At 51.9% G+C, this 22,016-nt stretch carries 23 protein-coding genes; 18 read left to right on the top strand and 5 right to left on the bottom strand.

Annotated features, from left to right (window positions below; all coding sequences use genetic code 11):
• Nucleotides 1-2: 2 nt before the first annotated feature.
• The gene (locus IEY46_RS29785; RefSeq protein WP_229750631.1) at nucleotides 3-1,031 is read left to right on the top strand and encodes a zinc-dependent alcohol dehydrogenase; all 1,029 of its coding nucleotides are present in this window, start codon (nucleotides 3-5) and stop codon (nucleotides 1,029-1,031) included.
• 29 nt (nucleotides 1,032-1,060) lie between these two features.
• Here IEY46_RS29785 and IEY46_RS29780 read toward each other — a convergent pair whose 3' ends face one another.
• Nucleotides 1,061-1,621, bottom strand: coding sequence for a GNAT family N-acetyltransferase (locus IEY46_RS29780; RefSeq protein ID WP_229750630.1), 561 nt, complete (start codon nucleotides 1,619-1,621; stop codon nucleotides 1,061-1,063).
• A 236-nt stretch (nucleotides 1,622-1,857) separates the two neighbouring features.
• Here IEY46_RS29780 and IEY46_RS29775 point away from each other — a divergent pair, with 236 nt between their 5' ends.
• The 3 genes from IEY46_RS29775 to IEY46_RS29765 all read left to right on the top strand — a co-directional run bounded on the left by IEY46_RS29775 (nucleotide 1,858) and on the right by IEY46_RS29765 (nucleotide 3,668).
• Nucleotides 1,858-2,154 (top strand): hypothetical protein, encoded by a 297-nt coding sequence (locus IEY46_RS29775; RefSeq protein WP_188998001.1) that lies wholly within the window; start codon nucleotides 1,858-1,860, stop codon nucleotides 2,152-2,154.
• 197 nt (nucleotides 2,155-2,351) lie between these two features.
• Complete coding sequence (locus tag IEY46_RS29770) at nucleotides 2,352-3,128, top strand: hypothetical protein (RefSeq protein WP_188997999.1); 777 nt, start codon at nucleotides 2,352-2,354, stop codon at nucleotides 3,126-3,128.
• Between the two features lie 60 nt (nucleotides 3,129-3,188).
• On the top strand, nucleotides 3,189-3,668 hold the full coding sequence (locus IEY46_RS29765; RefSeq protein ID WP_188997996.1) for a hypothetical protein: 480 nt from the start codon (nucleotides 3,189-3,191) through the stop codon (nucleotides 3,666-3,668).
• A gap of 62 nt (nucleotides 3,669-3,730) precedes the next feature.
• On the opposite strand, the gene IEY46_RS29760 is transcribed toward IEY46_RS29765, so the two are convergent.
• Both IEY46_RS29760 and IEY46_RS29755 read right to left on the bottom strand, forming a co-directional pair.
• Entirely contained in the window at nucleotides 3,731-4,516 is a 786-nt protein-coding gene (locus IEY46_RS29760; protein WP_188997993.1) for an ABC transporter ATP-binding protein, read from the bottom strand.
• A gap of 36 nt (nucleotides 4,517-4,552) precedes the next feature.
• On the bottom strand, nucleotides 4,553-5,782 hold the full coding sequence (locus IEY46_RS29755; RefSeq protein WP_188997990.1) for an MFS transporter: 1,230 nt from the start codon (nucleotides 5,780-5,782) through the stop codon (nucleotides 4,553-4,555).
• Between the two features lie 117 nt (nucleotides 5,783-5,899).
• Here IEY46_RS29755 and IEY46_RS29750 point away from each other — a divergent pair, with 117 nt between their 5' ends.
• From IEY46_RS29750 to IEY46_RS29690, 12 genes are all read left to right on the top strand, one after another.
• Entirely contained in the window at nucleotides 5,900-6,718 is an 819-nt protein-coding gene (locus tag IEY46_RS29750) for a helix-turn-helix domain-containing protein (RefSeq protein WP_188997988.1), read from the top strand.
• A gap of 140 nt (nucleotides 6,719-6,858) precedes the next feature.
• On the top strand, nucleotides 6,859-7,314 hold the full coding sequence (locus IEY46_RS29745; protein WP_229750629.1) for a MarR family winged helix-turn-helix transcriptional regulator: 456 nt from the start codon (nucleotides 6,859-6,861) through the stop codon (nucleotides 7,312-7,314).
• A gap of 291 nt (nucleotides 7,315-7,605) precedes the next feature.
• Entirely contained in the window at nucleotides 7,606-8,130 is a 525-nt protein-coding gene (locus IEY46_RS29740) for an RNA polymerase sigma factor (RefSeq protein ID WP_188997985.1), read from the top strand.
• Complete coding sequence (locus IEY46_RS29735) at nucleotides 8,123-9,202, top strand: anti sigma factor C-terminal domain-containing protein (RefSeq protein ID WP_188997982.1); 1,080 nt, start codon at nucleotides 8,123-8,125, stop codon at nucleotides 9,200-9,202. Before IEY46_RS29740 ends, IEY46_RS29735 begins: the two co-directional genes overlap by 8 nt.
• A 272-nt stretch (nucleotides 9,203-9,474) precedes the next feature.
• Nucleotides 9,475-9,675, top strand: coding sequence for a cold-shock protein (locus tag IEY46_RS29730; RefSeq protein ID WP_040951936.1), 201 nt, complete (start codon nucleotides 9,475-9,477; stop codon nucleotides 9,673-9,675).
• A gap of 78 nt (nucleotides 9,676-9,753) precedes the next feature.
• Nucleotides 9,754-9,981, top strand: a complete 228-nt coding sequence (locus tag IEY46_RS29725) for a cold-shock protein (RefSeq protein ID WP_188997979.1) — start codon at nucleotides 9,754-9,756, stop codon at nucleotides 9,979-9,981.
• A gap of 388 nt (nucleotides 9,982-10,369) precedes the next feature.
• Complete coding sequence (locus IEY46_RS29715) at nucleotides 10,370-12,040, top strand: glycoside hydrolase family 140 protein (RefSeq protein WP_188997972.1); 1,671 nt, start codon at nucleotides 10,370-10,372, stop codon at nucleotides 12,038-12,040.
• Nucleotides 12,041-12,260: 220 nt separating this feature from the next.
• Nucleotides 12,261-13,226, top strand: coding sequence for a C-terminal binding protein (locus tag IEY46_RS29710; protein WP_188997969.1), 966 nt, complete (start codon nucleotides 12,261-12,263; stop codon nucleotides 13,224-13,226).
• Nucleotides 13,227-13,343: 117 nt separating this feature from the next.
• Entirely contained in the window at nucleotides 13,344-14,138 is a 795-nt protein-coding gene (locus tag IEY46_RS29705; protein ID WP_229750628.1) for an SDR family NAD(P)-dependent oxidoreductase, read from the top strand.
• Nucleotides 14,139-14,183: 45 nt separating this feature from the next.
• Nucleotides 14,184-14,609 (top strand): cupin domain-containing protein, encoded by a 426-nt coding sequence (locus tag IEY46_RS29700; RefSeq protein WP_188997961.1) that lies wholly within the window; start codon nucleotides 14,184-14,186, stop codon nucleotides 14,607-14,609.
• 15 nt (nucleotides 14,610-14,624) lie between these two features.
• Nucleotides 14,625-15,407 carry an MBL fold metallo-hydrolase gene (locus tag IEY46_RS29695; RefSeq protein ID WP_188997957.1) on the top strand — a complete coding sequence of 261 codons (783 nt, stop codon included), beginning with the start codon at nucleotides 14,625-14,627 and terminating at the stop codon, nucleotides 15,405-15,407.
• Between the two features lie 14 nt (nucleotides 15,408-15,421).
• On the top strand, nucleotides 15,422-16,189 hold the full coding sequence (locus IEY46_RS29690; protein ID WP_229750627.1) for an SDR family NAD(P)-dependent oxidoreductase: 768 nt from the start codon (nucleotides 15,422-15,424) through the stop codon (nucleotides 16,187-16,189).
• A gap of 103 nt (nucleotides 16,190-16,292) precedes the next feature.
• On the opposite strand, the gene IEY46_RS29685 is transcribed toward IEY46_RS29690, so the two are convergent.
• Both IEY46_RS29685 and IEY46_RS29680 read right to left on the bottom strand, forming a co-directional pair.
• The gene (locus tag IEY46_RS29685; RefSeq protein ID WP_188997955.1) at nucleotides 16,293-18,248 is read right to left on the bottom strand and encodes an alpha-galactosidase; all 1,956 of its coding nucleotides are present in this window, start codon (nucleotides 18,246-18,248) and stop codon (nucleotides 16,293-16,295) included.
• Between the two features lie 90 nt (nucleotides 18,249-18,338).
• Nucleotides 18,339-19,358: a LacI family DNA-binding transcriptional regulator gene (locus IEY46_RS29680; protein WP_188997952.1), complete on the bottom strand. Its 1,020-nt coding sequence runs from the start codon at nucleotides 19,356-19,358 to the stop codon at nucleotides 18,339-18,341.
• A gap of 192 nt (nucleotides 19,359-19,550) precedes the next feature.
• Here IEY46_RS29680 and IEY46_RS29675 point away from each other — a divergent pair, with 192 nt between their 5' ends.
• Both IEY46_RS29675 and IEY46_RS29670 read left to right on the top strand, forming a co-directional pair.
• Nucleotides 19,551-20,690: a cellulase family glycosylhydrolase gene (locus IEY46_RS29675; RefSeq protein WP_188997950.1), complete on the top strand. Its 1,140-nt coding sequence runs from the start codon at nucleotides 19,551-19,553 to the stop codon at nucleotides 20,688-20,690.
• A 204-nt stretch (nucleotides 20,691-20,894) separates the two neighbouring features.
• Nucleotides 20,895-21,998, top strand: a complete 1,104-nt coding sequence (locus IEY46_RS29670; protein ID WP_188997947.1) for an ABC transporter ATP-binding protein — start codon at nucleotides 20,895-20,897, stop codon at nucleotides 21,996-21,998.
• Nucleotides 21,999-22,016: the final 18 nt, after the last annotated feature.

Below are 22,016 nucleotides of genomic sequence, written 5' to 3'. Positions count from 1 at the left end.
AAGTGAAAGCACTCGTGTATTTAGGGCCTGAACGAATGGAAATGATGGATGTGCCCGTGCCGGTTCCTGATCCAGGTGAAGTGCTGATTAAGGTAGCCTTCTCAGGGATTTGCGGGTCCGAGCTCAGCGGGTATTTAGGCCACAATGCGCTGCGCAAGCCACCGCTGATATTCGGACATGAATTTTCCGGCACGATCGTTGAAACTGGGGGTCAGTCCCTCGGGCTTCGCGAAGGTATGCGGGTAACTGCCAATCCGTTGATTACGTGCGGCAAGTGTTCGTATTGCGTTAGGGGTGTCGAATCTCTCTGCCTTAGTCGTAAACTATTAAGCGCAGCATTGCCGGGCAGTAATGCCGAGTATGTCAAGGTACCCGCTGAATTCGTTCATCCGCTTCAAGACCATGTTTCTTTAGAAAATGGCGCGTTGACAGAGCCCGTCGCGTGTGGTGTGCGAGTTGCGGAGCTCACAGCTGCCGGGTCCGAAGATACGGTGCTGGTTACCGGTATGGGGCCTATTGGCTTGTTTGCCTTGCAGGCCGTTCTGCACCAGGGGGCGAAACGTGTTATAGCGGTCGATCTTAGCGGCGATCGTCTGGCAGTCGCAGCCGGTTTAGGTGCGCATACGGTCAATCCGCGCGAGCAGGATGTAGACGCGTATATCCGCGATCTAACGGACGGCAAAGGCGTTAGTGCTGCCATCGATGCGGTTGGCTCCGCCATAACGCGTCAGCAGTGCGTGGCCTCCGTATCCAACGGAGGAAAGGTCGTATTTACAGGATTACATCAGGCAGATACTAATCTGGATATTAATGACGTGGTGCGTCGTGAAATAAAACTCTTTGGTTCCTTTGCTTATTCCAAAAGTAATTTCCAAACAGCACTGGAATGGATCTCCGCCAAGAAAATCGGTCTAGGGGACCGTTTGACTGTTGCCGGGCTTAATGAGGGGGCGTTCTGGTTCGATAAATTGAATCGGGCTCCCGGGAAAGAAATGAAGGTGCTTCTTAGCTTGAATGGTTTTGATCAATAAGCTGGGTTTAGAGCGGCCTCATAATTGCCTCAGAGCTGTTTCACCATATGATCGTAAGAGGCGCCGGCAATTTCAAGCTGTTCGTCCACTGCGTATCCTTGATCGGAATACAGCTTTTTGGCACGGGGCTTATCGGAACTGACGATTAGCGCGACACGTTCGTAACCGCGGCGTTTTCCTTCAGCTTCGAACGCCTTCATCAAGAGGCTGCCGATTCCCCTGCCCTGGCATTCGGGACTGACCGCCAGCGAATCCAGATAAAATTCATTCTTCTTGGCTTCCACCGGGAAGCTGGATGGAGCCGAGCCGTTTTTGGCGGCCAGCCGTTCCAGCAGCGGCCTGTCCAGCTCCGCGATTTGGCTCCCATGGTAAAATAATGCTGCCCCTACCGGTTTTCCTTCATTCTCGGCCACCAGCACATTTGCATAGCTCAGCCGGTTGCCGCTCCGTTGATACCATTCCTTCATAGCGCTGAGCGCTGTTTCCGGTTCGCTTGTCCCTGTCAGCAGAAATGCAATGCTGCCGATGGCGCTGTAAAGCAGCGGAATGACCGTCCCGGCATCTTCCGGTACGGATGGGCGAATAATCATGGTCGTTTACCTCCGATTCTGCAATGACAAGATGGATCCGCCTGAAATTAAATATCAGGTGATGGGTTGATTTTATAATATAACGCATCAAGATGCGAGTCTGGGGCCGGTCCGGTAAAGCCGCTTGCGAGTGCTGGATGACGTCCGTCCAAGAGAAATTGCCCGCAGGCGTTCGAAACAGGAGGAACGGGGTAATATATACTCGATCGCTTATACCTGTTAAGGAGGAAACTCTCATGGACAAGAATGCGAATGAAGATAAAGATCTGGTCACGCAGCGTGATATTGATAAAGACGCCGGTTTGTTTACGGACGAGGTGCCTGAGAATGTGATCCAAGGCGCCGCGGATGAATTGCTTGAGGTATATCCGTATGATGCGGTCCTCAAAGCGGACGAAGACAGGGTAGACGAGGCGGAGGCGAAAATCGACGATAGTCCGGTAGACCCGGCTGCCCCGCAGGAGGAATTCCACGGCACGGACCTGCTCAATGGCGTCGGCAATCATCCGGAGGAAGAAGCGCTTCCCGAATAATACCATAAGTTGGAAGATGAGAAGAGGCCATGACGGGAGTCGCGGCCTCTTCTTTGATGCTGCTTTCCCTTTCCTTCCCGCAAGGGGCTGCTTAACAGAATCACGGTACATGTTTTTATGGGTGGAAAGGGATATATTCACAGTCCCGTGGTAAAGATAACGCTATTCGATCTACACCAACAGGAGTCGACCTGCGCATGCCCTCAAGCCATCAGACAAAACCATCCGAGCGTTATGTCTCCGCCTATATCAGCGCTTATACCATCAATTATATGCATTTCCGGAATCCATGGGTTGTCGCCTGGTGGTCCGCTGCGTTTCCGGGACTCGGGCATATGATGATGAACAGATATATGATTGCTTTCATATTGATCATGTGGGAATTTGCCGTAAATTATAAGGCAGGGATCAACAGCGCGATCTATTATTCCATGACCGGTCAATTTGAGCGTGCGATTCAATCGGCGGACAAGAGATGGTTTCTGTTCTATATAACGGCCTATCTTTTTTCCATATGGGACGGTTACAAGAAGGCGGTACAACTCAATCATGATTATATGCTGAGCTGCGCAGATGGTTTTACTGTCCGATCGGACAATCTTTCTATTCTGGAAAGAAACAATTTGGGAAAAAGAAATCCGTTGATGGCGATTCTGTGGTCCTTTCTTGCCCCGGGCTTGGGTCATCTCTATCTCAGCCGTCTGCCCTCAGCCGTTATTTTCATTGTCTGGTTTGCGGTCATCATCCATTTCTCCCATGTGCTTCCGGCAATCCATGAAACGATGGAGCTCCATTTTGCCGAAGCCAAAGCGGATTTAAACCTCCATTGGTTTCTGAATATTCCATCCATTTATATCTTTGTCGCCTATGATGCCTATGTGAATACCGTGGAATATAACCGCTTGTTCAAAAAGGAACAGGCCGCTTATTTCAAACAGGAATATCAGCATGCAGGCTATGACATGCCGCTATAGATAACAGAATGCACCGGATTGCTTTCGATCAGTATCCCAAAGGAATGGAGTGGATAGGGTATGTATGTGATTGCCTCATTTGAACATTCCGGACGGCTTGAGCTTGCGGTCGCCGAAATGCAGCAGCTGGGCATCTCCAAACAGTCTATCCTGATTCTTCCTCTGGACAAAAGAGTGGATATGCCTCAAACCCTGGATACCATTCATTTCGCAGACGGAAAGAGCTTTGTGGATCTCTCCGCTATTCTGGGGACCGTCTTTATGCTGCTGGGAGGGATTTATGGTTTTGTGCTGAAATGGGGACCTATCCTGTGGGCGCTGATCGGTCTGGTGTTCGGCCTGCTTATGGGGTATGCAGTGGACCGCTGGCATACCCGCAAAACCCGGAAGAATAAAAGGCAAACCTTAAACGACAATCGGATCGATGTTTTTGTCATGGTCAAATGCAAGGATTATCAGACGGATAAAGTAAAGGAGCTGCTATGGAATCAATTGGCGCTCGGAATCACTTTGTTCAACAACGCCGAGCCTCCGGGCTAAAGGAAGGACGGACGGTTATGGGCACTAAGATGGCGTATAACGGGGCGGCAGTCCTCTCAAGATTATTGCGGGTAAGGGCGGAGATAAATCCGCCCGGCATGGTTCTCCACTGCGACACAGTTCTCGAAGAAGTCGCTGAGCACCTCCGCATTCATAATGGACTCCCTCTCCCTGGCCTGGACAACCTGCCCGCGCCGCAGCAGCAGGATATGGCTGAATAAAGGCAGAATCTCTTCGGTATGGTGAGTGACGTAGATTAAAGTCGGCGTATCGGCGCGTGATGCCAGGGCGGAGATAGCTGAAAGCAGGCTCTCGCGCGAAAACAGATCCAGGCCGTTGCAGGGCTCGTCCAGAATGAGCAGCTGCGGATTGGCCATCAGGGCACGGGCGATCAGCAGCTTCTGCTTCTCGCCCTGGGAACACGTGCGGTATTCACGGCTCCACAGCTTTGTGCACTGCAGCGCCTCCATACAGCTATAGGCATAGCTGACCTCTTCCCTGGAGGGTTTATCATACAGCCCGATCGTAGCAAATTTGCCGCTCAGGACGATACGCTCGCCTGTATCGGAGCCGTACAGCTTGTCCTGCAGAGAGGAACTGACCCATCCGATAGCTTGCCGCAGATGGCGGACATCAGTGTCCCCGAGTGTGCGGCCAAGCACCTGGATGCGTCCTTTTGTCGGCCAGAGATAGCCGTTAATCATGTTGAGCAGCGTGGTTTTGCCGGAACCGTTCAAGCCGAGCAGGGCCCAGTGCTGGCGGGGCAGAACGGTCCAGTTGACCTCGTTCAGGAGGAAACGATCCTCTCTTTTCCAGCTTACCCCTTGCATATCAATCACCGTTTCCATATAATACCTTCCTCCCCTTGTGTAACGCGCAAAGTTTCAAGTAACTTGCCTGGCCCGCCGGTCTTTAGGCAGGAAGAAGGCACATATCCCGAGCAAAGGCAAGTAAGCGCATAGATGAATGACAAGCGATACGCTGGTCACATCCATCAGCCAGCCGAGCACGATGGAGCCGATTCCCCCGAGTCCGAAGGCGAGGCCGAAGAACAAGCCCGATACCGTCCCTACCTTCCCCGGCAGCAGTTCCTGCGCATAGACGATAATGACGGAAAAGCCGGACATGAGAATGACGCCAATGAACAGGCAGAGCACCACGGACCAGAACGCATCGGCATAAGGAAGCAGCATCGAGAACGGCGCTGTCCCGACAATGGAGAACCAGATCATCCGCTGTCTGCCGAAGCGGTCGGCCAGTGGGCCGCCGAACAGTGTGCCGATCATGCCTGCGAACTGCAGGGCGAATAGGCATATCTGGGCGCGCTCCAGCGGCAGTTGGTACTGGTCCATGAAATAAAAAGCATAATAGCCGGTCATGCTGGCAATATATACGAACTTGGAGAAAAGCAGCAGAATGAGAATGCTGATGGCAAATACAACGGCTCCTCTGGCAAGCTGCGGCGAGTTTGCGTCAAGTGCTTTTGGAGGCGCTGCTTTAATGGCCCGGGTCTGCCGGCTATACCATCTGCTGATGGCAAGCTGCACCAGGATGCCGGAAGCGGCGAGCCCTGTGAACCACAAGAAGCCTGGTTGTCCCAGGGGTGTAATGACAAATGCCACCATCAGGGGAGCCAGCGCCTGGCCGGTATTGCCCCCGACCTGGAAGACTGACTGGGCAAGCCCTTTGCCTTGGCCAGCCGCCATATGGGCGACTCTGGAGGATTCGGGATGCAGGACTGACGAGCCGATTCCGATCAGCGTGGCGGAAGTCAGCAGCATCCACAGCTCTGTAGAGAAGGCCAGCCCGACCATGCCGAGCAGCGTAAATACCATCCCGGCCGGAAGCAGGGCAGGAATCGGTTTCTTATCTGTATAATAACCGATCAAAGGCTGCAAAATCGATGCCGTAATGCTTAACGTGAATGCCACCCAGCCAATTTGTGCGAAGCTCAAATGCATCGATTGCTGGAACAGAGGGAACACGGCCGATACAACGGACTGCATGGCATCATTGAGCAGATGGGCCAGGCTAACGCCGAGCAGGATATAGAACGCTGAACGGGTATTTGGTTTGGGAGCTGGTGCCGCTGTTTGGATACTGGCTTGAGACATGCTTCATCACCCCTTATGCTTTGTCCTAATATTACCGGAGGGAAAAGGGCGCCGTCGTTGTGAAAAATGCTTTCTATAGGAGCAATAATTGCTATAATAGGCATCAGGTGAAGAGGGATGAAAATGATTATCGAGACGCCGCAGCTTGAGCTGTGGCGGATAGAAGAGGATTTTTTCAATCTGCCACATGCCCATGAGGACCGGCTGCAAATCACGATTCCGATCAAGGGGACCTGCTTTCTGACGCAGGAGAACAAGGATTACGGCCTGACGGATGGTCACGGTCTGCTGCAATATTCGGCCCAGCAGCACAGCTTCCAAATCGGGGGGAATTCCGGGGTCATTATTATTCAGATACGCAATAACCGTCCGGGCGATTTCTTTCGCGGACAAAATATTGAATTTGCCCTGCAGCAGAAATTTGACCCCCAAATGATCACGAAGCAGTTTCAGCAATGGGCGTCCGAATTGTTCCGGAGCGACCCGGCTGATCCGCTTGCCGTGGATGAGACGGAAGCGCGCATACTTTCCTTCCTGTACTACAGCTTGAGGGGCAGCCATACGCTTTCCGGCAAGGAGCTGGCGGTCCTCCGGGCATCGGGGGACCAAGAAGCCCCGGAGCATCATTTGGCCAGAGTGCTGGATTATATCCATGCGAATTACACCCAGCGGATCAGCATCGATACCCTGTCTGCGATTGCGCTGCAGAGCCGCTTTCATTTTATACGCTCGTTCAAAGCTTTTACGTATATGACCCCCTATCAATATGTGCTGGGACTGCGGATGGAGGATGCTAAGAAGCAGCTGCTCCACAGGGGGAAGACCGTTACGGAGGTGAGCCTGAATGTGGGCTTCTCCAGCACCAGCCAGTTTTACCGGGCTTTCCTGAAAGTCGTTGGCGTAACGCCGGAGGAGTTCAGGGCCGGAGGCAGATGATGGATTGATTCAGAGCTATTATCTTCAAATGGGGGCGGGCGTGTCTAACATTGACACCCCGGCCTTGTTTGAGCTATGATTGGTTCATCAAATTTAATTGTACACAAATTAATTTGACATCAGAGAGGGTAAGAATAACAATGAGTCAGATGGAAGATGAATATTTAAAGCTGGATAACCAATTATGTTTTTCTTTATATGCCGCATCCAGGGCGATTTCCCGGATGTACCGGCCGCTGCTCGATGAGCTTGGGCTTACGTATCCGCAATATCTGGTTCTGCTCGTGCTTTGGGAGCGACACCAAAGTACGGTGAAGGAGCTCAGTGAAACGCTTGACCTGGATTCCGGCACATTGACCCCTATGCTCAAGCGTATGGAGAGCGCCAAGCTGGTGGAGCGCAAGCGATCGACACAGGATGAGCGTATCGTTGTCGTGCGGATTACAGACGGTGGTCTTGCTCTTAAGGAGCGGGCCGTCTGTATTCCTCAAACGCTATTTGCTTCCAGCAGTCTGCCGGCCGAGGAGATCACGGGCTTGAACAAGCAGATCAAGAAGCTGATGAAGCAAATCAGCGCGGCGGATCCGGCACGCTGACCGCCCTTATGGAGCGAATAAGCCAAAGAAAGTGTTCTTATCAATCCCATCAATTCTTCGGAGGGGCTGCCAATGCTGCAAGTTGGAGACCAGGCGCCGACAGAGGGACTTCCGGCTGCTATCGATAAGGCGGAATAACAACGGCAAGTTTCAACCATAAAATTTGGGTGTCAAGGCACCCGCACAAGCCTGCCAGGGTTGTGCGGGTGTTTTTATTTTGTTTTTTTACTGTCAGCACCCTGTAACATAATCATCATTCAAACGTTATAACAGGCGGAGAGGGGGATAAACGTGGGGAAGGATTCGTTCACGGAGCTGTTCTGGCAATTTCAGCCTCCACTGTACCTGTATTTGTACCGGATGTGCGGGTCGAAGGAAACGGCGGAAGAGCTGCTGCAGGAAACCTTTTATCGCGCGATGCTCTCCCTCCGTGCCCGGGACATGAAATATGCAAGAGCCTGGCTGTATAAAGTAGCCCGGCATTTATGCATCGACTGGCTGCGCAAGCGCAGCGGCGAGGCGGCCATGATCCAGGCAGTTGCCTGTCAGTCCACCGGCGTAAGCAGCTTCCGCACCCCGGAGGAAGCGCTGAGCATCGGCGAAGAGCGGCGGACGATTTCGGAGGCGATGGCCATGATGCCCGAGCATTACCGCAGTATTTTATATTTGCGGGAGATCGAGGGTTTTTCTTATGAGGAGCTGGGCGAAACGCTGGACATTCCGCTGGGCCGCGTGAAGGTGAATCTCCACCGCAGCAGAGAGAAGTTCAGGCAGCTGCTCGCCCGGACGGAAGAAAGGATGAACGATGATGAGTGACGATCGCAAGGATGCCCGCATAAGCGGTGAGGAAACGGAAGATGTGGATCTGCTTGCCGGATGGAAGGATGATGAACGGCCTCCCGCCTGGGAGGAGAAGAAATTTAAACGGATGATCTGGCGAACGCGGTTCTCGGTGGCGCGCAGCGTGGCCGCTTCCCTGCTGGCAGTGTGGTTTCTATATATGGTTTACATGATGATCGTACAGGCTGTTATGGACCAGCGGAATGATCATTTCGTAAGGTATGTCAGCGCCCTGGTGGAGACCGAGGAAGGGGTTAATGTGGATAAATTTATGCACACGGTTAAAGTCAGCCCTTTCCTTACGCAGAAAGCAACGTTGAATCTGTTTAGACAGGTGGGAGACTGGGACGTCGTCACCGGCGAAGTAACCGCCCGGAAGAACATTTTCGGCTATGTCAGTTACACGGTGAAGGAGGATCAGCAGTACCTTTATACCAACAACCGCTTCTCGTTTGCTGTTCCGCCCGACCTGACAACAGGGGATCCGCAGCGCAAGCAGGAGGTGTCGCCGCAGCCGACAGTATGGAATCAGACGGCTCATATCGACAGCGGTCATGTGGCGGAGCTGGCTTTTTCGACTGTCAGGGGAATGGATCCGGAGCAGCTGCGGCAGATTCTGGACAAATATGACCTCAAGGTGCTGCGCATGCCGGTTTATTCCGGGGAGCTGCGGGAGAAGGGGCTTCAGCGTATTTCCTATTCGAGCAATGGCGAATTGAATTTTGTATCGCATCTGACGCTGCGCCCTTACATGGTGTATTTCGATGGGGGCACGAAGGGATTAACATCGCTGAACGATCCGGCCGGGTTGAAAGAGTCGGTTGATCAAATGCTTACGGATATGGATTGGCTTGCGGATAACGGAAGCTACAACGGGCTTGACCTGGATAAGGTGAGGCTCGCTTATTTGAAGCAGAATGGCGTGAAGGTCTACGGCGCGGTGGTAACCGGTCCCGTTCGAGAGCTTGAGAGGCTGAAGCAGGAGAAGGATTTCTTTGATTATCAGCTGGGAAGAGTGGAGATATGGAAGTGGAAGAAGTCCCCATGATTCAACGCTTCCGGGATAAAACCGGGGGGAGTGAAATATGCTTCTTCCCGGTGAAACAGGAGCCAAAAATAAATTAGACAAAAATGTGTCTAATGATTTGCTTTATAGAAAGAGCTGTGCTATTATAAGGATATTCTTAAACAAAGAACCTTCATTCACTTATTGAAAAGGGTTGGCATTTGTAAGAATGATTCCTTTTTCAATGTGTGAATTTTTTATTTGCTTCTCTGAATAAAAAGGTACATGTTAATTTATTTTTGGAGGTTTTACCCATGCAAACAGGAACAGTTAAATGGTTCAACGCAGAAAAAGGCTTTGGTTTTATCGAGGTTGAAGGCGGCAACGACGTATTCGTACACTTTAGTGCAATCGTTGGCGACGGCTTCAAATCCCTTGACGAAGGCCAACGCGTTGAGTTCAACGTAGTTCAAGGCAACCGTGGTCCACAAGCTGAGAACGTTGTAAAACTGTAGTCTTTAACAAGCTGCAGGTAAAGACTGCCCTTAACATGTGTTGAGGGTGGTTTTTTTCTATCAAAGGAGGGAATCATCTTGTACAACAGGAAAAAACCGTTAGAGGATATCCCTGAAGAAAATACAGTTATCTGGTCCTGTCCGAAGGACGACTGCAAGAGCTGGATGCGCGATAATTTCGCTTTCGAGTATGTACCGACTTGTCATGTCTGTCATACCCCTATGGTAAAAAGCATGAAGATGCTGCCGGCGCTCAATAATTCAAACGGTGATCTCAAAGCCTTGAAAAAAGGTGTACAAATATAAAAACCGCCCCTGATTTTTAAAGGGGCGGTTTTTTTAATGGTCTGCTCGCGAGAAAGTGGAATAAAGTGGAATTTACGTGAAATGGCGGACGGTGTTAATCCTGGATTAAAGAATGTATAACCTCTGGATACCGGGCTCAGTTGGTGGTAAGCTTCGATTATAAACGGTTTGCTCCCGTAGGCAGGAGGTGCCTTGGATTCCGCCGGGCATGACAATTATACGCGTGGGCTCCTTTGCGGGGAAGCTGCACGAGATAGATGAAAGCGCTATCCTGATGCGGATAATCCCCAGAGAGTCCGGTGTTGGCTCTATTCTGGCGTCGGAAGAAGTGTGCCATAGTACACGCTCTTCCCAGGTTGGTTAGATCAGAGTGCGTTGTACGCACGGCATGCAATCAAATCATAGAAAGGATGGATCCACACTGAATAGATATGCGAAGCTAAGAGGCGTCACCGAGTGGGCGTTCCAATCGGCAAAAAACAGTTCTGATCCTTTCAACGACCTATCGTTCGGGGCGGTTGTGACGGCGCCCGATGGTAACGAGCGTACCATTCCCGGCTTCTGGGCGGGAGGGAATGCATGGAAGCTCCGTTACTCTTCTTCCCAAGCGGGCGTTCACAGGTTCCGTACGGTTTGTTCGGACCCGGACGATTCCGGCTTGCATGGGCAGAGCATGACCGTGGAAGTCGGCCCCTATGAAGGGGATAATCCGCTCTACAAGCATGGCTCCGTTCACGCATCCGAGAACCGTGCTTATCTGCAGCACGAAGACGGAACCCCGTTCCTGTGGCTCGCGGATACGTGGTGGATGGCACTGACGAATCGTCTGCAATGGCCAGAGGATTACAAATGGCTGGCCAAGGACCGGGCAGAGAAAGGATTCACCGCGATTCAGATTGTCGCCGGTCTTTATCCCGATATGGGACCTTTCGACGAACGAGGCGCTAACGAGGGAGGGCAGTCCTGGGAGCCGGAATTCACCGGCATCAATCCCGCTTTCTTCGACGCCGCGGATCCCAAAATCGAATGGATGGTAGAGTCGGGTCTTCTGCCATGTATCGTCGGCAGCTGGGGGTATTACCTGGACTTCGCAGGCAAAGATGTCTTAAAGAAGCATTGGGACTATTTGATTGCCCGATATGGAGCTTACCCTGTCATGTGGTGTGCTTCGGGCGAGGCGAACATGGCGTATTATCAATGGGATTCCTTCTCGGATCCGCGGCTCAGGGAAGCCTATGTGGAGAGAATGCGCGCAGAATGGACGGAGCTTACCGCCTACATCAAGACGGCGGATCCGTTCGGGAGGGCGGTCACGATTCACCCGACCGAGTATGGACACAACATGGTAGAGGATGCTGCTGTGCTTGACTTGGATATGCTTCAAACCGGACATTCCGGGACGGTGACCGTAGCACGGACGGTACCCATGATCCGCAAGGCCGTCGCCCGGGAGCCCAAAACGCCGGTTATCAACTCCGAAGTCTGTTACGAAGGCATCGGCGGTACAAGCTATGAGGAGATTCAACGGATGAATTTCTGGAACTGCATGCTTAACGGAGCGTGCGGGCATACGTATGGCGCCAACGGAATCTGGCAGGTAAACGATGAGAAGCGCCCTTATGGCGAATCACCAACCGGAATCTCATGGGGTCACAGGTTCTGGAAGGAAGCGGCGCAGCTGCCGGGATCCAGGCAAGTGGGCATGGCGAAGAAGCTGCTGGAGAAGTACCGCTGGTGGGAGTTCCAGCCCCATCCCGAATGGCTGGACCCCCTTGGGGAAGATGCGGATGTCTATTCCAGAGCGTACGCAGCGGGAATTCCGGGCGAGGTCAGAGTCATCTTCGCCCCTTTGCATTATTCGTTCTCCGGTATTACGGTAAGGGAGTTGAAGACGGGAGACCGTTACCGTGCGCGGTTCGTCGATCCGGCTACAGGTGATGAATACGACTTGGGAACGGTAACGCCGGATGCGGACGGTTCCTGGTGGAGCGGCAGGTTTAAGATTTTTCAGGATTGGGTGCTCGTCCTCGAGCAAACGCGAGAAGCAAGGGCGGAATAATTATGCGCAGATACGAAACAGAAATCAGGACCGGATCAACCCTGAGAGCGGGAAGCTTTAGGGGGATCCGGTTTTTTTCTATTCCGGGGACTACAACTGAAGAATCAACGGTTGCTCGTAGGAATCAGCGCTCCGGCATGTATTTTCCTTCATGATATTGAATACATAAACTATATATTGTATACTGATTAATATTTCAGTACTATGAGGAGGTTTAAAAATGGATTTTCGTATCGCGATAGCCGCAACGGAGCCGGGTTTTCCTGATTATAGCAACGAGAGGCGAATATTGGAGCCTCTGTCTTCCTCATTGGAAATACGCTTCTGCAATACCGTTGAAGAGGTCATTGCCTTTTGCAAAGATGCGGATGCCATTCTGACGAATCATTCACCTTTTACGAAGGAAGCCATCGATCGGCTGGAGAAGTGCAAAATCATCGTCCGTTACGGCATCGGCTTCGACAACGTCGATATCCAGGCAGCTGCGGCCAAGAACATTCCAGTCGTCAACGTTCCCGACTATGGCATACAGGAAGTGGCCGACCATACGTTCACGCTCTTGCTCAGTGCGGTCCGCAAAATTCCGACTATGGACCGGAACGTAAGGAACGGCAACTGGCAGATCGACGAGATTCGTCCTATCTTAGGCCTGCGCGATAAAGTGCTGGGCCTGGCAGGGTTCGGCAATATTGCGCGGGAAGTCGCCCGCAGAGCCCAAGGATTTAATCTGCAGGTGATCGCGTACGATCCGTTCGTAGCGGATGAGGTGTTTATGCAGACAGGAGTTCGTAGAGTTGACTTTCAATCGCTGCTCGTGGAAAGCGATTTTATTTCGTCCCATTTGCCTTTGAATAAGAAAACAGAGCATTTATTTGACCGGGATGCTTTCACGCGCATGAAACCGACCGCGATACTGGTGAATACGTCAAGGGGAGGAGTCGTACATACGGAGGATTTGGTCTGGGCGCTGGAAAATCGAGAAATCGCCGGTGCCGGATTGGACGTATTCGAGCAGGAGCCACTCCCGGCGGGGCATCCTATACTGGCCTTGGAATCCTGCGTGCTAAGCGGCCATGCGGCCTGGTACTCTGAAGACTCCATGCTTCGGCTTCAAGAATACGCCGCATTGGAGGTCGAGCGGGTATTAACAGGAGGTCGGCCGAAGCATGTTGTTAATGGAAAGTAATCAGTTACGATGATATTGACTACAATATAATAAAATTGTATACTAAAATTATAAGTTGGATATTGAATATAAATAAGAAACAGGCTAATGCAGTTATTAGCGGAAGGGTGGATTGGCATGCAATTCGCAAACCGGGTCGCATTGGTGACTGGAGCCGGGAACGGCATCGGGCGCGGCATCGCGATAGGATTTGCACGGGAGGGCGCGACTGTAATCGTCGTCGATATTGATGGGAGTGCGGCGGAAGCGGTATGTGATCAAATAAAGTTGTCGGGCGGAAAAGCCGTCTGGCACCAAACGGATGTCTCTTGCAGCGATCAGATCGATGAGTTGTTTCAATTTATTAAGCAGGAGTTCGGCGCGTTGGATATATTGATCAACAACGTCGGCTCCACGATTCGTAAGCCGATCGTGTCGTTTACAGAGGAGGAATGGGACTTCGTATTCGATACGAATATCAAATCGATGTTCCTGTGCGCAAAACAAGCCGGCTTGATGATGTTGAAATGCGGCAAGGGCGCGGTCGTAAACATATCCTCTATCCATGGTCTTGGGGGGATCAGCAGACGGCTCCCCTATTCTACGAGCAAGACGGCGGTCGAGAGCTTCACCAAGACGTTGGCATGCGAATGGGCATTGGACGGCGTACGTGTCAACTGCGTGTCACCTGGTTATATCATGACGGAAGCGATGCGTGAAACGTTCGCCCAAGGCGTGTTGAATCAGGAGGATATGATTCGCCGGACGCCGCAAGCGCGCTTAGGGGCGCCCGAAGATATCGCCGAAGCTGTACTTTTTCTTTGTTCCGACAAGGCGTCGTTTATTACGGGAGCCGTGCTGCAAGTGGACGGCGGTTACGCGGCTTATCACGGCCCTGAACCGATTCCGTCATTCCATCACGAATTGGAATAGCGAATTAACCGGTATCATCTAAATGAATAATGGGAGTGTTATCGAATGGCTAAGGGAACCGTTATACATGCCAAAAATGTCAAGACGTTGTACGTCGACGAAACGTACTCTTCAAAAATGTTGATCGACCATACAAATTCGCTTACAAAAAACGTGCAGATCAACATGGGAATCGTTGCCCCCGGAGCGAAACATTCCGATCATAATCATAAGCCAGAGTACGACGAAGTGTATTTAATCCAAAGCGGCCGGGCGATGGTCCGGCTGGATGGGGTCGAGCATGAGCTGGAAGCCGGGGACGTAGTGTTTATTCCGGGCGGCGCCATGCACGCGATCGCCAATCGGAGCGATACGGAAGAGCTGATCATCTTTACCGTATGGTCGAGACTTCCGGAACCGGGCGCCAATCCGGTGTACGATCAGCGCGTGAATGAGTGGGGGAAATCGTTCAAGACTGTGGATGAAGAATAGGGAGGTGTACGAACCTTGACTTCTCTGCTGCATGAACTGCAAGATACTGCTGTAGCTCCAGGATCTATCGCCGTTTGGTCGCTGGGGCAGGCGGGATATGCATGCAAGTTACCATCCGGCCAAGTGGTGCTGATAGATCCCTACATAACGGATTATAGCGCCCGCCGGCTCGGTCACGAATTCAAGAGGCTCATGCCGTCGGTTATTACTCCGGAGGAACTGGACCGATTGCCGATTGCAGCGTATCTCTTGACTCATCATCACGAAGATCATCTGGATGCGGATTGCGTCACCGCGATGAAATCGCGGGATTTTCCGTTTTATGGACCTCCCGAGACCATACGCATGCTTAAGGAGCTAGGGGTCGAGGAGGGGCGCTGCCATTCGCTCAAGGCGGGGTGCTCGCATGAGCTCGAAGAGATGACGATATCGGCTGTTTTTGCTGATCACGGGGAGCTTGCGCCTGATGCTGTCGGCATCATTGTCCGGGCCGAAGGGAAAGCCATTTACCACATGGGGGACACCTGCCTTCGCGAGGATTGTTTCCGCGAGAGTGTGAAAGACATGCAGGTCGATCTGCTGTTGGTACCGATTAACGGCAAATACGGGAATATGAACGAAGCGGAGGCTGCCCAAGCGGCTTCCCTCATAAATCCTGCTATAGCTGCGCCTTGCCACTTCTGGATGCTGCCGGGCAATTCAGGCGGAGATCCTTTGGTATTCGTGAATAATGTTAAAAGCATGGCTCCTTTGACGATTCCGTTTCTGTTCAGACAAGGAGAGCTTCTAATTGTGTAGAGGAGGTCGTACCCGTGTCATTGTTGGAGGGGAAAATTGCGCTCGTGACCGGCGCAGGGATCGGAATCGGAAGAGGCATCGCGCTTCGGCTGGCGTCGGAAGGCGCGGATGTCGTTATCAATTATAGAAGCAGTGAAAGTCAGGCGCTGGAGACGGCCGAGCGAATCCGCGAGATGGGCCGCCGGGCGCTAACCATCCGGGCCGATGTGTCCAAGGTCCGCGAGATTCGGGGGATGGTGCAGGAAGTTCGGGATCGCTGGGGCGGCGTGGATATCCTGGTCAATAATTCGGCAGTCGACCCAAGGGAAAATTTCCTGGACGTGACTGAAGAGGCATGGGACCAGGTAATCGACACGAACTTGAAGGGGACGTTCTTCTGTGCACAGGCCTGTGCTGCGGATATGATAAAGAAGGGCGGCGGCAAGATAATCAATATCAGTTCTGTACATGGAATGACGACGATGCCGCGGTATGCGGCGTATGCCGCTTCCAAAGGCGGGATCAACGCGTTGACGAGACAGCTTGCACTGGATTTGGCATCGCACAACATTCAGGTTAACGCGATCGCTCCCGGCGCGACAGAGGTCGAGAAATTCGCGAAAGCCGATCCAGAGCATGATAAGGACGTCATCGGCGAACAAATCCCGATGGGGCGAATCGGTTATCCGGACGACGTTGCGAAAGTCGTCGCATTCTATGCTTCGTCCGGCGCGGATTTTGTGACCGGGCAGGTCGTGACCGTCGACGGGGGATCAAGTACCCGGTTTTTCTTGAAAGGCTGAGCTTCTGAACCCCTGCAACCGCAAGGGTTCGATTTTTTTTCCTTCTATTATATATGTATAAACGCACCCTATCTCAGATGGGGTGCGTTATATATTGACCAGATTAAACTTGAGACCGATAAAACCATATCTGCCCGGTCCTTCTTGGAATCTTCACAGAGAATCCTTCTATCCATTCCCCGCCGGTGAGAAGCAGTTCCTCGCCGGTTTCGGCATTTTCCAACACGTAGGTCCTCTCAGGCTCTATTCCCGCGGGATATACGATAAAAGTCTCTTCCGGCGCCCGGGTATTGCGGACGACTTGGAAGAAGCCCTGGTGCGTGTCGGGACGATGGAACTGCATGGCATAATAATCCTCTTCGCTTTTGCGTGTTTCGGTTAGTGGATAATAGTCGGCGCTCAGCATGATCTCTGCTGCCCGCCGCCAGACACCGTGCATCTGCTTGCCGAGTTCGAAGAGTTCCTCGCCATCGTCGAAGAAGATCATAGAGGTCACGCTCGGCGCCATCGCCACGTGATAGGCATATTTGTCTACAGGCTGGTTCCCTGCAGGTTCATAGGTCCCCTCGTCATTGTCCCAGCTCATCGTGTGTGCCCGGAAATACGGAATCCATTCAAACATGAAGCGATGCTGCTTCTGCTTGATGGGATGATGGCCGTAACCTACATCCGTATAGTGAAGAGGAAGGGACCTGCGCATCGTCTCCAGATCGTTGCGGCGGCCGCCGGCAGCGCAGGAATCGATCAACAATCCGGGATTACGGTGCAAAAGCTCATCCCAGTATTTCAAATAGCCCTGAATATGCAAGTTCTCAATGGCGCCTATTCGATCCTCGCTTTCGTGCTCAAGCCAGAACTTCATCGGATCGAAATTTAAGTCCTGACGGTAAATCTCCACGCCGTATTCCTTAATCAATCCGTCGATGTGGTTAATCGTCCAGTCCAGCGCTTCCGGGTTGGCATAATTCAGCACCCGGTTCGTATCGTTTGGATCGCTCGGATAGAGAAGCCAATCCGGATGATCTGTATCGAGCGCTGTGCCGGCATGCACACGCTCGGGCTCAAACCAGAGCAGGAATTGGATATCGAGCTCCTTGCAGCGGTTCCCAATGGGAGCTAGTCCGCTGGGAAACCGTTCAAGATCCGGTTCCCAAGTGCCGGTGTACGGCCAGAAATTATCATTCTTGTACCACCCGGCATCGAACCACCAAACGTCCGGCTTCATACCGCGATCTACGTATTGGTTCAACGCGAGAATCTGTTTGGCTTCGGTGGCTTCCGTAAATTCTTTTCCGTCGGGCCGCCAATCGTGCAGGCAAAGCTTCGGTGGAATCGGGTCGCCGTGCTCTTTCGGCAGAATATGCTTGAAGTACCAACGCCTCCACAGATTGCGGCCATGATCGTCCCCGCCTTCGAATCCGAGAAAATTGACACGTGGGGTACGAATCGTCTCGCCGCTGTTCAATGCCATGTGCATCCGGTCTTGTCCAATACTGAGGCGAACGCCTTCCGTCGAGCCCTGCACGGCGGACGACCATTTTCCCGGCCAGCCTATTCCGATGAGAACGCCGTAGTCCTCGAACAAAAGCTTCATGTATGGAGAGGCGCCGCAGCAGGACGTTCCGTCGTGCGGAGAGAGCGCAATGGCTTCGTTACCTACGGGAAGTTCGAAAACCTCATAACCGGAGGTGTTCATATTGTCGCCATTGCTGTACGTGAATCTGGGCTTCGAACCGGCGATTTCATCGTCAATGATGCGTAATTTCGAAACGATCTTGGAGCGCTGTTCGGAATTGTTCGTGACGAACGCCACCCATTCCGTAACCGGGAAGTCCAAGTAACGCAAGTGTTCTGCGCGGATTTCCAGGCCGTCTTCGTGGCTCCCTGTCACGATTACCTGTTGAATGTTCGCGCTAATAAGCCTTCTAGTCACCTTCGGCCGGAAGGATGACGGAATACCCTTATATGATTTTCCGTCGTATTCGAATGAGATCGGTATCCGCTGCGTTTCTGTAAACGGGAAAATGGACTGAACCAACTGCATGTCCGACTTTGTCATCGTAAATCACCTCATCGAATTTATCTTTGATTTTCCTGACTGCATGTCCTAATCATAATTGTACACAAAAATAAAAATATGTCTACAATATTATTTGATTGAAGATACCGAATTCCGGACCGCAAGGCTCGGCTTAACCGCGATTTTATTAAATGGGGCATCGGGATTGTTCATGCGCCAGAGCATGAGGTTGACGGCTTGAGCGGAGATTTGCTCCCTCTGATAGTCGAGCGAACTGATCGGTGGCGACTGCCATTGGCACGAGTCCAGATTATCGAATCCGATGATGGATACATCTTCTGGCGTTCGGATTCCTTGTGCTGTCAGCGCATGATTGAGAACAAAAGCAATCGGGTCGTTAGCGCAGAAAAAAGCAGTCGGCAAGTTCCCGTAATTCAATTTGTCGGTCAAGAGGTTGAAATGGACATCGCCGAACAAATCTTCAAACCGAAGGTCGTACATATACTCAGAACGGAATTCCACCCCCCAGAAATTCAATGCATCGCAAAAGCCCCGGTATCTTTCCAAAAAACCCGAAGATAATCGCTTGTCGCCGATATAACCTATTCGCGTATGACCGTGCTGCACGAAATGCCTTACGGCCAGGAAGGCCCCCTCGTAATGGTTGACGATGACCGAATCGATATTCGAGTAAGGGAATTCGTGATCCAGCATGATGATCGTTTTGCTCCGCGCGCTCAGCTTCTCCGTTTTTGCGGCAGTCATTCTCCCGAACAGAAAAAGCGCCGGGATATCGCCGTCTTGACCGATCTGTTCTTCCGGGATATCATCATCCGCTGCGGATATGGCGTGCAGTGCGGATCGAAAGCCGATTTCCTTCAGCGCTTTGTCGACGTAATAATACGAGGCCAAGGTGTGCGGATCGGTGATGAACCGCGAGTCGACCACGAACAGCACGCGGCCTTCGGTTCCGGATGATCCGGGGAAATCCTCGGAGAAACTTTTATAGCGCAGCTTTTTGGCCGTCTCGATGACGGCTTTACGGGTGTCCGGACTAATCCCCTCCAGGCCCCGCAGAGCTTTGGATACGGCGGCGACAGATAGACCTAGCCGTTTGGAAATATCATAAAGCGTGACTTTCTTAGTCATTGGCAGCGCCTCGTTTTGATAGAGTGAAAAGCCTCAAATAGGGTATATTCTCTAAAATCGAACTCATTCTAACATGGGATATGGACATTTTCTAGCAAATTATAAATAAAAATTAACTAAAAATTAACCTTTGACAAATTAAAAGTCAGTTAATAATATTAACTCATATTTACTTCAACAGGGGGCGCTTACATGAATGGCATGTCAAAAACCTATGGATTATCCGTTCGGGAAGGTCGGCTGATGAAGGACGACAAACCCTATAAAGGCGTAGGAGTCAACTATTTCAATGCCTTTGCGAGAAGGCTGGCGAATGCTTCCGATAGGTCTTATCTGCAGGGGTTCAAGGAGCTGGCCTCATACCGGATCCCGTTTGTCCGCTTCATGGCGGGGGGGTATTGGCCCAACGACAACCGGTTGTATCTCGAGGATAAGGCTGGTTATTTTGCATTAATGGACGACTTTGTGAAGGCGGCTGAAGAAGCGGGAATCGGGTTGATTCCTTCCTTGTTCTGGTACCATTCCAACGTTCCGGATTTGGCCGGAGAGCCCCGCAATAGCTGGGGAGACCCGAACAGCCGCACGATTGGATTCATGCGGGAATACATCCGCGAGGTTGTAAGCCGGTATGAGCGGTCTCCCGCAATCTGGGGATGGGAATTCGGTAACGAATACAACCTGGAGCAAGACCTTCCGAGTGCCCCGGATCATCGTCCGCCGGTTGTACCGCATATGGGGACTCCCGAGCAACGATCGGACCAGGACGATCTGTCGAGCGACCATGTGTATACCGCACTTCGACTATTTGCGGAGGAAGTAAGAAAGTATGACAACCATCGCATGATCGTCAGCGGCAACAGCATCCCAAGACCGAGCCAATGGAACCAGCGGGAGCACGGCAAATTTGAGCAGGATACGGAAGATCAGTTCAAAATCATGCTGGGACTCGATAACCCGGATCCATTCGACGTTATTTCCACGCATTATTATTTGTATGAAGGGGACCGTTTCAACCGGCCGCAAGACATGGACAGGTCGATGCAGCTCATGCAGGAAGCGGCATCCGAGCGGGGGAAACCGCTGTTTATCGGGGAGTTCGGAGTTAGTGAGACGGTGGAAGACGGCCGCATCGATCATGAATTGGCCAAAGCCCGGTTTACGGAAATGGTTCATTCCTTGGAGAAGGCGGACGTTCCGTTATCGGCGTTGTGGGTGTACGATTATGAACCGCAGCCGACATGCACGGTCACCGGGCGTAATGAACGTGCTTATCAATTGAAACTTCTCGAAGAATGGAATCGAAGATTGACAGAAGATTCAAGCGGCGAGTGAAAGAATGCTCAGGTTAATGGAATTTCACCTGAAGCGGGTTTGGACGGCTGCTAAGGGTATTACGTTGAAGCCTACAAGGATCAGGTGCTCATACGGGGGCGTGACTTCGAACAAGGCGAATGGGCGGAGTCCGCGACGTATCAAGGAGCTCGATGTCAAATTTCAGCATTGAAGGTCATGTTTGATTTATAGGAGGGAACTTGTGTGGCGGAGGTCATCCTGAAGGAAGTATCCAAGCGTTACAAGAAAAGCGACCAGCTTTCCGTTAAGAAGATCAGTCTGGAGATCAAAGACAAAGAATTTATGGTGTTCGTCGGACCTTCAGGCTGCGGGAAATCGACGACGCTGCGAATGATCGCCGGACTGGAGCAAGTTACCGAGGGCGGAATCTACATCGGCGATAAACTTGTGAACGATGTTCCGCCCAAAAACCGCGATATTGCGATGGTGTTCCAAAACTATGCCTTGTACCCCAATATGGATGTTTACGAGAACATGGCTTTCGGTATGTGGATCCGCAAGGTGGAGAAATACGTGATCGAGTCAACGGTGAAATCGGCAGCCCGTACGCTTGAAATCGAGCATCTGCTCGAGCGGAAGCCATCGGCGCTGTCTGGGGGACAGCGTCAGCGTGTCGCGCTTGGCAGAGCGATAGTCCGCAAACCGCAGGTCTTTCTGATGGATGAGCCGCTTTCAAATCTGGATGCCAAGCTTCGCGTTCAGATGAGGGAGGAGATTATCGGTTTGCATCGCCGGCTGGAGACGACTTTCATCTACGTGACGCATGACCAGATCGAAGCCATGACGATGGGGACGCGCATCTGCGTCATGAAAGACGGCATCATTCAACAAGTCGATACGCCGGAAAACATTTACAACTCACCTGCGAATCAATTTGTAGCCAGCTTTATCGGTTCCCCTCCAATGAACTTCCTGCCAGGCAAGATTATCGAAAAGAAATCCGGCTGTTTTTTTGATACGAAACGATTCGCTTTGCCGATCTCGCAAGATTTGAACGAACCGCTGGCAGCCGGCAATTTCATCGATCGCGCCATTGTGATGGGCATTCGTCCGGAACATATTGTCCAGAAACGGGATATGGAAACGGGTTCAGCGGTAAAGGCAAAAGTTCGGTTTACGGAATTGGTCGGTGCCGACCGCTTCGTACATCTGGAGACGGGTGACTACCGGTTCACGATGAGAGCGACCTCTCACGAGAGATTCGGTGACGATAGCGAGCTTGAGATCGTCTTCAAACCTGAACATATGAATTTTTTTCATCCCGAGACGGGAGTGGCCGTTCGTTAAAAGTAATGGAAGGGTTTG

Source organism: Paenibacillus nasutitermitis, from assembly GCF_014641075.1.
GTDB lineage: Bacteria > Bacillota > Bacilli > Paenibacillales > Paenibacillaceae > Paenibacillus_Z > Paenibacillus_Z nasutitermitis.
Note: the sequence above shows the minus strand (reverse complement) of the source record. Positions and strands in the feature narration are given on the sequence as shown.